Origin of the sequence: Mesorhizobium sp. UC74_2, from assembly GCF_042701485.1 — a bacterium.
In the GTDB taxonomy this organism is placed as follows: Bacteria; Pseudomonadota; Alphaproteobacteria; order Rhizobiales; family Rhizobiaceae; genus Mesorhizobium.
Map to the genome: position 1 here is coordinate 4066888 of NZ_CP170562.1, position 13644 is coordinate 4080531.

12 protein-coding genes and 1 pseudogene are annotated in these 13644 nt (G+C 64.6%); 1 reads left to right on the forward strand and 12 read right to left on the reverse strand.

Features of this window, described 5'->3' with window-relative positions:
- Positions 1–48 precede the first annotated feature (48 nt).
- The 7 genes from ACFJIU_RS19725 to ACFJIU_RS19755 all read right to left on the reverse strand — a co-directional run bounded on the left by ACFJIU_RS19725 (position 49) and on the right by ACFJIU_RS19755 (position 7631).
- Entirely contained in the window at positions 49–795 is a 747-nt protein-coding gene (locus tag ACFJIU_RS19725; protein ID WP_379062725.1) for an SDR family NAD(P)-dependent oxidoreductase, read from the reverse strand.
- 37 nt (positions 796–832) lie between these two features.
- A complete protein-coding gene (ppaT, locus tag ACFJIU_RS19730) occupies positions 833–2011 on the reverse strand; it encodes a pyridoxamine--pyruvate transaminase (RefSeq protein ID WP_379062727.1) in 1179 nt (392 codons plus the stop codon).
- 118 nt (positions 2012–2129) lie between these two features.
- Positions 2130–2936 carry a 4-pyridoxolactonase gene (locus tag ACFJIU_RS19735; RefSeq protein WP_379062729.1) on the reverse strand — a complete coding sequence of 269 codons (807 nt, stop codon included), beginning with the start codon at positions 2934–2936 and terminating at the stop codon, positions 2130–2132.
- Between the two features lie 47 nt (positions 2937–2983).
- Entirely contained in the window at positions 2984–3919 is a 936-nt protein-coding gene (locus tag ACFJIU_RS19740; protein ID WP_379062731.1) for an ABC transporter permease, read from the reverse strand.
- A gap of 3 nt (positions 3920–3922) precedes the next feature.
- Entirely contained in the window at positions 3923–5020 is a 1098-nt protein-coding gene (locus ACFJIU_RS19745) for an ABC transporter permease (RefSeq protein WP_379062733.1), read from the reverse strand.
- Positions 5017–6579 (reverse strand): ABC transporter ATP-binding protein, encoded by a 1563-nt coding sequence (locus ACFJIU_RS19750; RefSeq protein WP_379062735.1) that lies wholly within the window; start codon positions 6577–6579, stop codon positions 5017–5019. The genes ACFJIU_RS19745 and ACFJIU_RS19750 overlap by 4 nt, the downstream gene beginning before the upstream one ends.
- Before the next feature lie 77 nt (positions 6580–6656).
- The gene (locus ACFJIU_RS19755; protein ID WP_379062737.1) at positions 6657–7631 is read right to left on the reverse strand and encodes a BMP family protein; all 975 of its coding nucleotides are present in this window, start codon (positions 7629–7631) and stop codon (positions 6657–6659) included.
- Positions 7632–7782: 151 nt separating this feature from the next.
- Here ACFJIU_RS19755 and ACFJIU_RS19760 point away from each other — a divergent pair, with 151 nt between their 5' ends.
- Positions 7783–8208 (forward strand): hypothetical protein, encoded by a 426-nt coding sequence (locus tag ACFJIU_RS19760; protein WP_379062739.1) that lies wholly within the window; start codon positions 7783–7785, stop codon positions 8206–8208.
- 34 nt (positions 8209–8242) lie between these two features.
- On the opposite strand, the gene ACFJIU_RS19765 is transcribed toward ACFJIU_RS19760, so the two are convergent.
- The 5 genes and pseudogenes from ACFJIU_RS19765 to ACFJIU_RS19785 form a co-directional block, all read right to left on the reverse strand.
- Positions 8243–9253 (reverse strand): ABC transporter substrate-binding protein, encoded by a 1011-nt coding sequence (locus ACFJIU_RS19765; protein WP_379062741.1) that lies wholly within the window; start codon positions 9251–9253, stop codon positions 8243–8245.
- Positions 9254–9284: 31 nt separating this feature from the next.
- Entirely contained in the window at positions 9285–10094 is an 810-nt protein-coding gene (locus ACFJIU_RS19770; RefSeq protein WP_379062743.1) for an ABC transporter permease, read from the reverse strand.
- On the reverse strand, positions 10091–10921 hold the full coding sequence (locus ACFJIU_RS19775) for an ABC transporter ATP-binding protein (RefSeq protein WP_379062745.1): 831 nt from the start codon (positions 10919–10921) through the stop codon (positions 10091–10093). The genes ACFJIU_RS19770 and ACFJIU_RS19775 overlap by 4 nt, the downstream gene beginning before the upstream one ends.
- 58 nt (positions 10922–10979) lie before the next feature.
- Positions 10980–11909, reverse strand: coding sequence for a 5-formyl-3-hydroxy-2-methylpyridine 4-carboxylate 5-dehydrogenase (fhmpcd1, locus tag ACFJIU_RS19780; protein ID WP_379073173.1), 930 nt, complete (start codon positions 11907–11909; stop codon positions 10980–10982).
- Positions 11909–13542: pseudogene (locus ACFJIU_RS19785) on the reverse strand (GMC family oxidoreductase). The gene fhmpcd1 and the pseudogene ACFJIU_RS19785 overlap by 1 nt, the downstream one beginning before the upstream one ends.
- Between the last annotated feature and the right edge of the window lie 102 nt (positions 13543–13644).

Sequence of the window (13644 nt, forward strand, 5' to 3'; positions counted from 1 at the left end):
CGTCGCATTTTTGTAACGCCAAGTGATTCCACTTGGCTACAAAATGCTCTAGTGCCGCACCATGCCGGCATCGACGTTGAGGGTCTGGCCGGTGATCCAGCGCGCGTCGTCGGAGGCGAGGAAAGACACGACGTCGGCGATGTGCTCGGGCTGGCCCTTGCCTTTCATCGCCTGCAGCATCTCGACGAAACCGAATGCCTCGTTGTGCGGGCTCGCCTTGACGCCGTCGCTCTCGATCAGGCCGGGCGTCACCGCATTGGCCGTGATGTTGTATTTGCCGAGTTCCGTCGCCAGCGCCCGGGTGAAACCGATGACGCCACCCTTGGCCGCGACATAGGCTGCCATATTAGGCGTGCCGGCGAAGAAAGTGTTGGAGGCGATGCTGATTACCCGCCCCGCCTTGTCTGCCGCCCGCATCTGGTCGGTTGCCGCGCGGGTGACTATGAAAGTGCCGGTCAGGTTGACGTCGATGATCCTGCGCCAATGGTCGATGTCGACATCGTCCCAGGCGATGAAAGGCACGATGCTGGCGTTGTTGACGAGGATGTCGAGGCCGCCGGACAGCGCCTGGATCTCGGCAAACAGCGCCTTCACCGATGCAGGGTCGGAGATGTCTGCAGCAATCGCCTTCGCTTTTCCACCGATCGACGCGGCAGCGGCCTTGGCACCCTCGGCGTTGATGTCACTGATGATGACGGTCGCACCATCGGCGGCCAGCCGCGCCGCGATCGCCTTGCCGATGCCTTGCGCGGCGCCCGTCACCAGGGCCGTCTTTCCCGCTAGCCGTTCAGTCATGAAATCTCTCCCTTAAGCTCAATCTTGTGATGTGTGTTCAGGCGTCGGCGTCGATGACGGCCAGCGCAGCGTCGATGCCCTTGCCGATTGCAAGCTTCTGGCCGGCAGCGTTCATGGCGCCGCCGAGCGCGGTCAGCGCAGCGATCGCATAGATCGGCTGCGCCGTCGGACCCATGTGGCCGATGCGCGTCAACCTGCCCAGCGTTTCGCCGCGGCCCGACGAGAACACCACGCCGTAGCGGGCACGCGCGGCTTGGCGCAGCGCCTTCTCATCGATGCCTTCAGGCGTGCGCACGGCGGTGGTGGTCGGCGACGCTATCGCCTCGCTGGCCGCCCAGATCGACAGGCCCATCGCGGCGACGCCGGCGCGCATGGCCTTTGCCGTCAGCGCGTGACGCGCCCACACAGCTTCCGGCCCCTCCTCGAGATAAAGGTCGAGCGCGGCGTCGAGCCCGTTGACCTCAGCGACGGATGGCGTGAACGGGAAAGGCTGCTCGCGGGACCACGCATTTTCCCAGTCGACGATGCTCAGCATCGAAGCCCGCGGCGCCGCCTTGTTGGCCTTCATCCTGGCCCAGCCGCGTTCGCTGACGCCCATCAGCGTCAGGCCGGGAGGCGCACCCAGGCATTTGTTCGGGCCGGTGACGTAGATGTCGGCCTTGCAGTCTTCCGGATGCGTCTTCATGCCGCCGAAGGACGAAACGGCATCGACGATCAGATAGGCGCCGTGGGCCGACACCAGCGCGCCGATGGCATCGATCGGATTGATGGTGCCCGACGGCGTGTCGTGGTGGCAGACCGACACGATGCTGATTTCCGGATGCTTCTTCAGCATCTCGGCAACCGCCTGCGGGTCGATCGCCTCATTGTAGGGCACTTCAATCTCGAGCAGGTTTGGCGAGTAGCGCTTCGCCCAGTAGCCGAAGCCCTTGCCGTAGACGCCGGAGGCGAGGTTCAGCACGACATCGTCGGGCGTGATCAGCGATGCCGCCGCCGCTTCGAGGCCCAGCACCGGTTCGCCATGCAGGATCAGCGGCCTGTTCGACAGCCGCATCGCCTTCTGCGCCTTGTCGATCACCTTCTCGTAGAAGATCTGGAACGCCGGATCGTAGTCGTAGAGCACCGTGCGGCCAAGGCCGCGCAGCACTTTTGCATAAGCGTCCACCGGCCCCGCGGTCAGCGTGATCACCGGATCGGCGTGTTCGAGGTAGCGCATTTTCCGTCTCCCGATTGGAGCAATTCCAGCAAAGGCGCGTCGCGGCTTTGCGTTCGGAATTGAGTAAGAACAAAACGTCAGAGCGTTTCCCCGAAAAACGGAAACGCTCCGGTGGCGCTCAGCCGTAGAACTGCGTGCCGGTCCGGTAGGTTTTGAAGTTGTCCATGTCGTGCGAATACATCAGCTCCGCACCATGGTCCGCAGCCAGCTTCTGCACCTTGCGCATCGAATTGACGCCCGCGACCGGGTCGATGTGGAAGGCAGCCTGGCACAGCGTCTCCAGGCTCTTCTGGGTGTAGGCGGCATCGATCGTGAACAGGATCGGCTGGCGCCTGGGGAACTCCACCAGAAGGCTGTAGTGGCCGATCGAATGGCCTGGCGTCGAAATCAGCTTCACACCTTTGGCAAGTTCGATGTCGCCATCGATCCCCTCGAAGGTCGAATTGGCGCGTGTGGTGCCTGCCAGCAGTTGCGCCGTCGCGCCGCGCGCTTCCGCCGCCTCCGCCGAGAAGCTCAGGTCGGAATAGCCGAGATGTTCGAAGGGCTGCGGATTGCAGGCCTGCGGCACTTCCGTGCGATGACAGATCTTCTTGGCGTGCGGGAAATATTTGTTGCCGCCGCAGTGGTCGAAATGGAAGTGCGAGTTGACGACGACGTCGATATCCTTCGGTTCCAGCCCAAGCAACGCCAACGCACCCGGAATGGTCTGGTGCTTCTCCTGGATCGGCTTTTCGAACGGCAGCACCTTCATGACGTGGTCGTAGTCGAAGCCAGTGTCGATGAGGAAGCGGCCTTCTGCATGCTCGATCAGGATCGAATAGACCGGAAAGCGGACTTCACCGCCCGGGCCGCGGTTCCAGAACACATGATAGCCATCGAGGACGAGCGAGCCGCCGTCGAGCAGGTAGACCTTGGTATCCGACATTCTTGCCTCCTGTTTTGGCGCGGCTCCCGTCCGCGCATCCATTGTGGTCAGCGCGCGCCGCGCTCATAGGGAATTCCGAGTGCAGCCGGCAGGCTGGCCCGCCGTCCGAACAGCACCAGCATGATCATCACCGCCAGGAACGGCAGCATCTGGATGACATCGGTCGGGATGTTGATGCCCGCCACCTGCATGGCCGTGGTCAGCGACAGGCAGACGCCGAACAGCAGCGCACCGAACAGCACCCAGATCGGCCGACCCCGCGCCAGCATGGCCAGCACGATGCCGAGGAAACCGGCACCGTTGGTGATGAAGGGAATGAACAGCCCCGCCCCGACATTGGCGAGATAGGCACCGCCGAGCCCGGCCAGCGCACCGGTGGACAGCACGGCGATGGTACGGGTCCTGATGACGTCGATCCCGGCAACGTCGAGCGCGGCCGGCTTGTCGCCGGCGGCCTGCAGGTTGAGGCCGAGCTGCGTGCGCCGGTAGAGGTAGCCCATGGCGAACACCAGGGCGACAGCCAGGTAGACGATCAGGTGATGTTTGAAAAAGGCCGGCCCCACCACCGGAATGTCCGCCAACGTCGGAATTACGGTCGGGTTCGGGGCCGGCAAACGGGGATAGCTGCGTGAGAACTGAAAGTGGTGCAGAAGCGCCGTCAGTCCTTCAAGCCCGAGCGTCAGCGCGATGCCGATGACGATCTGGTTCAGGCCGATGCGCACGCACAAGAGCGCCATGACCAGCGCCACCGCGACGCCGCCGGCGGCACCGGTCAGGAAACCCAGCCACAGCGAGCCGGAATAGAAGGCGCCGACGAAGCCGAGATAGGCGCCGGCCAGCATCATGCCTTCGATGCCGATGTTGAGCACGCCGGCTTTTTCCGACATCTGCTCGCCAAGCCCGGCAAGCAGAAGCGGGATGGCCGCGGTGACCGCGCCGAACAGCAGCGCGCTGAGAAAGACTTCGCTGAACAGCCCGGTCATGCGTCAGGCCTTTCTCGACTGGTTGTAGCGGTGGTCGACATATTCAGCGAGGGCGAGCACGATCAGCACGATCGACACCAGCACCAGCGTGAAATGATTGGGCACGCCGAGCCGCCGTGCCGCGCTCTCGCCGCCGATCGACAGCACCGAAAGCAGGAACACGAAACCGATGGCGGCAAAGCCGTTCATACGGGCGAGGAACACCGCCGGGATGACCGCCAGCCCATAGGCGGGGTTCCAGTCTGCACGGACGTTGCCCTGCACGCCGATGATGTCGATGGCACCGGCAAGGCCCGCCAGCCCGGACGAAATGGCGAAGACGGCGATGGTCAGGCCGGGCACGCCGAGCCCGGCATGGATCGCCGCCCGGGGATTGGCGCCGACGATCCGTAATTTCAGTCCGAAGGCCGTCCGCGTCATCACCAGGTGCACGATGATGATCGCGGCCAGGCCGAACAGCAGGCCGCTGGTGATGGTGGTGTCGAACAGGCGCGGCAACCGGTCCTCCACCGGCAGGGTTCGCGTCTGCGGCACGGTGGTGCCTGGGTCGCGGAACAACAGCTTGACCAGAACATTGGCGAGCGAGGTGCCGAGGAACGTCATCATCAGCGTGGTGATGATCTCGTTGACGCCCTGATAGGCGCGCAGCAGTGCCGGCACCAGCGACCAGGCCATCGCGACAAGCGTGGCGACGAGGAACGCACAGAACAGGGCAAGCCAGGCCGGCATGATCCCGACGAAGAACGGTGCACTGGCCGCCGCCGTGACCGCGCCGAGCAGGAACTGGCCGTCGCCACCGAGATTCCACATGCCGGCACGGAAGGCGACGATCAGGCCGGCGGCGAGGAAGAGAAGCGGCGCCATGCGCGTCAGCGTCTGCTGGATGCCAAGCGGCGAGAACAGCCCCTTTTCCAGCACATAGCCATAATAGGCGAGTGGATCGACGCCGACGGCAAGCAGGATGCAGCCGGCGATGACGAGCGCGGCCAGGATCGGACCGACGGTCATCAGCAGCCGGCGCAGGATGTCGCGGCGCACGGCGACGCCGCTGGTGGCATCGAGAGCGGTAGCGCTGACGGTGGGGGCGGTGTCGATGCTCATGCGGCTAGTCCGATCATCAGGCGGCCGACCCTGGTGCGGGCATCGTCGGCATTGGCGACGGTGCCGACCAGGGCTCCGTTGGCCATGACGGCAATGCGGTTGCAGATGCTGAGCAGCTCCTCGAGGTCGGTGGAGATCAGCAGCACGGCGAGGCCGCTTTGGGCGGCGTCGCGGATGCGCTGGCGCGACGCCAGCGTGTTGGCGAGATCGAGCCCGTAGGTGGGCTTGTTGAAGATCACCACCCTTGCGCCCTCCGCCAATTCGCGGGCCAGAAGCACCTTCTGGATGTTGCCACCCGAGAGCCGCGCGACGGGCGTCTTAAGGCTCGGCGTGCGTACGTCGTATTCGCGCACCAGTTCGGCGGCGCGCCGGTCGATCTCGGCGCGCTGCTCGACGCCGCTGCGCCAGAACGGCGCGGCGCCGACCTGCTTGAGGAAGAAGTTGATCGAGACCGGGAAGGTGCCGACCGTGCCCTCGCCCAGCCGGTCGTCGGTCAGGTAGCGCAGGCCGCGTCTGCTGCGCTCGCCGACGCTCAGCGTCTCGATGGCGACGCCCTCCAGTCGCACCGAACCGCCGGTCGCCGCGCGCTGGCCTGACAGCGCCTCCGCCAGCTGTTTCTGGCCGTTGCCATCGATGCCGGCAATGCCGAGGATCTCGCCTGGGCGGATATCGAAGGAGATCGACGACAGCCCAGGCGCGTTGTCGGTCGCCGCCACCGTGAGGTCGGTGACCTGAAGCAGCGGCGCAGCCTCCGCGTGGACCGAAGCAACGGGACGCTCCGCCGCTTCCGGATCATCCTTCTGCTTGCCGAACATCAATTCGACGATCTCGGAGATGATCTCCTGCTCGCCAAGCGCGCGAAAACGTTCCGGCGGGATTTCGCCGACCTTGCGGCCGAGCTTCAGCACCGAGATACGGTCGCCGAAGGCAGCCGCCTCCTTGAGCTTGTGGGTGATGAAGACGATCGCCAGCCCCTGTTCGACGAGGCGACGCATCAGCGCGCCAAGCTCTTCGATGCCTTGCGGCGTCAGCATCGAGGTGGATTCGTCGAGGATCAGCAGCCGGCTGTTGCGCACCATGGCGCGCACGATCTCGACCTGCTGCTGTTCGCCCAGCGAAAGCTCCGACACCCTGGCATGCAGCTTGACGACGATGCCGAGGCTCTTGCTGATTTCGGCGACGCGCGCCGCGAGTTCCTCCGTTCTGGGGCGTTGCCACCAGGGGCCGCCGAGCAGCAGGTTTTCCGCCACGGTCAGCGTCGGCACCAGCATCATGTGCTGGAACACCGTGCCGATACCAAGCGCCAGCGCCTGGCGCGGCGATGTGATCGGTGTCGGCCTGCCGTCGACCAGGATGCGTCCTTCGTCCGGCTGCTGCAGGCCGGACAGCATGCCGATCAGCGTGGATTTTCCCGCCCCGTTCTCGCCGAGCAGCACATGCACTTCGCCCGGTCGGATCGACAGGTCGATGCCGTCATTGGCGACGATGCCCGGAAAGCGTTTGGTAACGCCTTCGAGTGTGACGATGTCGCCAACGGATGACGAGGAAGCATTGCTCATGAAAGCCCGGCCCTGAAAACGGGGATTGGTCCGAAGGGACGAACTGATCGCCCCTTCGGCATCTGACCTTGATCGCCTTACTGGGCGACGCTTGTCATCAGCGCCCTGACGGCGGCGGCATCATAGACCGGCTCGACCTTGATCTTGCCGGAGATGATGTCCTCGCGCACCGCCTGGACCTCGGACCAGACCTTGTCCGGGATCGCGGCGGTCTTCAAGAGTTTCACGGAATCGTCCTTCAGGCCGATCGTGTAGTGCTTGCTGCCGAAGGTGTCGGCCTTGAGGTCGGCGATCATGGCGGCGTAGACAGGCTCGATGTTCCAAACCACCGACGACAGCAGGAAGCCCTTGTCGATCGGCGACTTGTCGCCAATGACGTCGATGAAATAGACCTTGCCGCCATCCGCGGCCTTGGTCGTCTCGACCGCCTGCAGCATGCCGAAGCTGGAACCGTTGCCCTGGCCGAAGATGATGTCGGCACCCGAGGCGATCACGCTTTCGGCGACGCGCTTGCCGCCGGCCGCATCGCTATAGGCGGCGGGCCCGATCACCGCATAGGTGATCTTGACGTCCGGGTTCTCCGCCTTCACGCCCTGCGCGAAGGCAGCCGATTGCGAGTTCCAGGATGGCGGTTCGCCGGAGACGACGATGCCGACCGACTTCGAGCGCGACATCTTGGCAGCGAGACGGCCGGCCAGATAGGCGCCCTCATGGCCGCTCAGCGTATAGTCGGCGACGAGGCCCTTCTCCAGTCCATTCGGCGTATCGACGATCGCCACCGGAACCTTGGTTTCCTTGGCGATCTCCGGCGCCGATGTGTTGTAGCCGCTGGCATGGGCGATCAGCAGGCTGGCACCGTCCGAGGCGAGTTCCCGAAGCGTGGGACGAACGTCGCCATAGCCGAGGCCCTGGGCCACGACCACTTCGACACCGGCGGCCTTGCCGGCCGCCTTGGCGGCATCGATGCCCTGCTGGTTCCAGCCGTAGTCGGTGCCCTCTTCGGGCGTCAGGATGGCGATCGACTTGACTTCGCCAGCAACCGCGCCACCCAATAAGACACTACTAAGTATAACTGCACTTACGCTGCTTTTGAGAATCTTTAACATGTTACCCTCTTTTGTTGCCTTCCGGTTGATATTCTTGTTGTCATTACGCAGAAGAGAGATAGACTTTCGGAAAAATTGCTTCCGGAGCCTATTCGAAGTGAAGATCCGTTATGTCCTCCCGTTAGCGCTGGCGTTCGCACCCTTTGCCAACGCGGTTGAGTTGCACCACGTCACCGTCCGCACCGGCACCGACGGGCTTGCCATGGTGCCGCTGACGATTTCGAATTCCGGCGAGGAAGGCCTGTCATGCAACGCCGACTTCGCCCACTGGTATTCGGCCGGGATCGCGACGGTCGAACCGGGCAAGAGCGCCCGTGTCGAACTCTGGTTCGACGCCGCGACCGGCACCTTCACCATCCTCAACGACAAGCGCGAAAACCTGCCGGTCGAGCGCTTGTGGTGCGGCCTGTCGGCCCGCGCATATGCGACCCGCGTCCAGATCGCGCTCGACCGCACCGATGCGGAGAAAGGCACGCGCGCCGTGTCCTGCGACACCTGGCAGGATGGCCTGGTGTGCAGATAGGCGCCCATCGATCCGTGCCCCTCACGCATTGCGCCTATTCCTTCGCCAGGAATTTGTCGGTGAAGGTCTCGTCCGCCGACAGCGGCGCCTTGAGCACGCCCTGATCGCTGAGCGTCTTCAGCGTCTCTTCCCACTGCGTCTTGCTCATCCAGCCGAGGCCGTGTTCCTTGGTTTCTTCGCTGGTGAAGGTCGAGGCGATGTCGGCGTTGATCTGTGCCAGCAGCACGTCCTTCTTGCCGGCATAGCCGGGCGCTGCCTTGGCCGTGATCTCGGCGGCCTCTTCGGGATGAGCGACGACATAGTCGAAGGCTTCGCGATAGGCCTTGACGAAACGGCGCACGACGTCGGGCTTGTCCTTGATCATCTTCTCCGAGGTGAACAGACCGGAGCCGTAGGCCTTCCAGCCATGGTCCGCGCCCATCATGATGCTGAGCGAACCGGGACCGCCCGCCTTGGCTTCGAGTTCCGGAACCTCGGCGTCGACATAGCCGACGACCGTCTGCACCCGTCCGAGCAGCAGATAGCTCTCATAGGGCGGCGAGACGCTGTTCAGCGTCATGTCTTTCTCGGTCAGGCCGTTGGCGGCCAGGAACCCCCTGAAGAAGATATAGGTCGATCCGGCCGGGTGGATGCCGATGGTCAGCCCCTTGAGGTCTTCCGGCTTGCTGAGCTTCAAAGTCTTGGCCAGCGAGATGATCGCCAGCGGTGAGCGCTGGTTGACGGCGGCCAGCGCCACGACCGGAACCTTCTGCGACCGCGCGACGGCGAGCGTGGGCAGGTCGCCGAAACCGAAATCGGCATTCTCGTTGCCCACCAGTCGCATGGCGTCCGGCGAACCCGAGCCCTTGCGGATTTCGGCGAGATCGATGTCGTTCTTGGCGAAGAAGCCCTTTTCCTTGGCGACGAAGAACATGGCATGGTTGCCGCGCACCACCCAGTCGAGCTGGACGTTGACGGTGTCGGCGGCAAGCGCTGCGCCGGAGAAGCCAAGCGCACCGGCAAATGCCGCAAGCGTGGCCGCCTTGATGAGTGAGCGTCTCAGCATTGTTCGATCCTTCCCTTGACTGCCCAGAACCCTAGGCGTGGCTGAATTTCGGTGCCCACGGCACCACGATGCGTTCGAGGATCTCGGCCGCGTAGTAGAAGGCGATGCCGAGAACAGAGACGAGCAGCAGCGCTGCGAAGACCAGCGCCGTATCGAGCTGTGTCGAGGCGAACTGGATGACGTAGCCCAGCCCGTCCGAGGCGCCGGCGAACTCGCCGACGATGGCGCCGATGACACTCAGCGTGGCGGCGATCTTGGTGCCGGCCATCAGATTGGGCAGCGAATGCGGAACCCGGATCCGGAACAGGATCTGCGTGCGGCTGGCGCCGACCGAATTCATCAGCGACAGCAACGAGCGGTCCACCGACTGCATGCCGGCCAGCATCGACAGCGTGACCGGGAAGAAGGCGATGACCAGGATCAGGCCGATCTTGGGTGCCAGTCCGTAACCGAACCAGAGGATGAAGATCGGGGCCAGTGCCACCTTGGGCACGTTCTGGAACAGCACCACCAGCGGATAGAGCGCCCGTCCCAGCCAGTCGAACCGCACGATGACCAGCGCGATGGCGACGCCGACCACGACCGAGACGACGAAGCCGAGCAGGATCTCGGCCGCCGTCACCAGCGTGGCCTGCATCAGCGTTCCCCATTGCGCGACCAGTGATCGCCCGATCTCCGACGGAGCCGGGATGATGAAGGGCGAAATGGCGAAGATCCGAACAATCGCTTCCCAGGCCACGATCGTGGCCAGCAGCAGAATGACGGCAGGCAGCCAGCTGCTTGTCGCGGCGGCGAAACCGGAGGCCGAACGCGGCTCGGCGGTCATGGGTTGATCGCTCATGATGCGTCTCCCGGTTGATGGCTGGCGCGCAGCATGGTGCGCAGTTGCACGACGAGGCGCACGAATTCCGGATCTTCCGTTACGGCCAGGTCGCGCGGGTACGGCAGGCCGATGTCGATGCTGCCGGTGATGCGCCCTGGCTTGATGCCGAGGGCATGGACATGGCGTGACAGGTGGATGGCCTCATCGATCGAATGGGTGACGAGCACGATCGTCTTGCCGGTGCGCTGCCAGATCTCCAGCAGCGACTGCCCCATCGAGTCGCGGGTGATGGCATCGAGGGCTCCGAAAGGCTCGTCCATCAAAAGCACCGCCGGGTCGAGCGCCAGGGCCCGGGCGATGGCGACGCGCTGCCGCATGCCACCCGACAATTCGTTAGGCCGCTTGTGGGCGGCATCGCCGAGTCCCACCAGTTCCAGCATCTCCTGTCCGCGTGCGCGCAACTCGGCGCGCGACAGCGATCTGTCGGCGATGGACAGCAGCATGGAAGCGTTGTCGACCGCGTTCTTCCACGGCAGCAGGTTGGCATCCTGGAAGACGACGCCGATCATGCGCCGGCGCGCCGCCTCGACCGGCGAAAGCCCGCCGATCGAAACGCTGCCGCTTGTCGGCTCGACCAGCCCGGCCAGCACCTTGAGCAAGGTGCTCTTGCCGCAGCCGGAAGGGCCGATGAGCGAGACGAAGGAGCCCTTCGGTACCGCAAGATCGATGTTCTGGAGCACCAGCTGCCGGGCATAGACCACCGAGACGCCCTTGACCGAGATAAGGTCGTCATGCCGGATGTGAGCCGGTTTGCCGCCGTCTGCCCGGATCGTGTCAATGCGCATGGCTTCTTCCTCCGTGCGTTCCGACCCAGCCGCTTCTCTGCGTGGTACGATCCATCGGCTACTCCCGGCCTTCCAGGATGCGCCGCACCGCGACGAGCTTGCGCGCCCGCTCGGCCTGCAGCGCCTTTGTCTGCTCGGGCGTATAGGAGAATATGCCTTCGCCCGACTTGATGCCGAGCTTCGCGGCGCCGGTCTTCTCCAGCACCATCGGCGCGACATCATCACGATTGGAAAGATCGGCGTTCAGGAAGGACGAGACGGACTTGTAGATGTCGAGGCCCGCCATATCGAGCAGCGCCATCGGGCCGACGACGGCGATCTTGTAGCCGATGCCCCAGGACACGCAGGTGTCGAGGTCCTCCGGCTCGATGACACCGCGCTCGACGAGATCGACCGCCTCGCGCAGCAGCGCATAGAGCACGCGGTTCTCGACAAAACCCGGAACGTCCTTCTTCACGACCACGGGCAACAGGCCGATCGAGCGGATCAGCTCGCGGATGGTCGCCACGGTCTGCGGCGCGGTCTTCTCGCCGCCGATCACCTCGATCATCGGGATGATATGCGGCGGGTTCGACCAGTGCATACCCACCATCCGCCCGGGATGCGAGATATGCGCCTGCAGCTGGGTGATCGGGATGCCCGACGTGTCCGACGCCACGATCGTGTCGGACGGGATCAGACCGTCGATGGCGCGATAGACGTCGGCCTTGATCGCAATGTTTTCGGGAACGTTCTCGATGACGAGGTCGGCACCGGATACCGCGTCGGCGATATCATCGGTGAAGCGCACGGTTCCGGCACCTGCCGCCGGCGCCGCAATGCCCAGCGCATCGAGAACGCCCTCGGCCGTGCCCAGCATGGCGCGTGCGCGTTCGATCGCCGCCGGGGCGACGTCATAGGCGGTCACATGCAGGCCGCCCCTGGCGAGCCTTGCGGCCATGCCCGGTCCCATCGTGCCCAGACCGATGATGGCGATACGTTGGATCATCACGCTGCCCTGCTTTCCGCTACTGCTCTCGACGCCGCGATGAGGTCGGCTGCCTTCTCGGCGATCATGATCACCGCCGCATTGATGTTGCCGCAGACCAGGTCAGGCATGATGGAGGCGTCCACCACGCGCAGGCCGTCGACGCCGCGGAGGCGCAGTTCCGGGTCGACGACGGAGGCTGCATCAACACCCATCCGGCAGGTACCGGCCGGGTGATGCACGGTGATGGAGGTCTTGCGGATATGCTCGTCGATCTCGTCGTCGCTCTGGCATTGGGGACCGGGGAAGAACTCGGCCTCGATGAACGGCTGCATGGAAGGTTGAGCGGCGAGATTCCTTGCCACCCGGAAACCGGCGCGCAGCGATTCCCAGTCCTTCGGCGAGGCGAGGAAGTTCTGATGGATCAACGGGGCAGCCAACGGATCGGTCGAGGCCAGCTTCACGGTTCCCCGGCTTTCCGGCTGCGTCGCCACGATCCGTGTCGCGAAGCCATCGGCGAAGGGCGCCTTGAACGGCTTGAAATATGGCCAGGCGGCGAGCGGGGCCGCGGTGAACAGCAACTGCACATCCGGCAGCGGCCGCTCCGGGCCGCTTTTCAGGAATGCCACGACCCCGCCCGGCACATCGCCCGAGAAACCGCTTCCCGTCAGATAGGTCTTGAGGAAATCGAACCCGATCCGGTCCGCGCGCATGTTGTGCAGGAACGGCCCCGGGTCCGGCGCCGGTACATCAGGATGACCGAGACATGGTCCTGCAGGTTCTTGCCGACCGCCGGCAGGTTCACCCGCGTCTGGATGCCGTGCGCGGCGAGTTCATCCGGCGCGCCGATGCCGGACAGCATCAGCAGCTGCGGCGTGTTGATGACACCGCCGCAGAGCAGGACCTCCCTGTGCGCGACAACCGTTCGTTCGCTGCCGCGATGGCTGATCGTCACGCCGGTGGCACGCGTGCCTTCCATGGCGAGCTTCGTCGCCGTCGCTCCGGTCAGCACGGTCAGATTGGGCCGTGCCAGGGCCGGGCGCAGATAGGCCGATGCCGTCGAGCTGCGGCGGCCTTTCGAGATCGTCATCTGGAGGCGGCCGAAACCTTCCTGCCGCTCGCCATTGTAGTCGTTCGTCTGCGGATAGCCCGCCTCGACGCTGGCCTGCGCGAAGGCATCGATCAGCGTGTCCTTGTAGCGACAGAACTGGGTGCTGAGCGGGCCGTTGCCGCCCCGGAAGCGGCTGCCGCCCTTTTCCCAGCTTTCCTGTTTCTGGAAGTAAGGCAGGACCTTTTCGTATGACCAGTCGGCAAGCCCGCTGGCGGCCCAGCGGTCATAGTCACCGCGATTTCCTCGGACATAGGCCATGGCATTGGTCGAGGAAGACCCGCCGATGACCTTGCCGCGCGCGCACTCGACGCGGCGTCCGCCGACATTGTCCTCAGGCTCGCAGAAATACATCCAGTCGTGGCGGCGCTCGGTCAGGATCTTGCCCCACCCGAGCGGAATGTGGATCATCGGGTCACGATCCCAGCCACCAGCCTCGAGCAGCAGCACGGAACACTGCGGGTCGGCGCTCAGCCGGTTGGCCAGCACGCAACCAGCCGATCCGGCCCCGACGATAATGTAGTCATAACTCTGTGCGTGCGGCATGGTTCTACTGCTTTCGCCTGACGCTCTGGCCCCGGTGAATCTTCAGGATCCGGGGGCCGGATACCCTGGCAGGGACCAGGCCCTGCCGGGGATGTTCAAAGA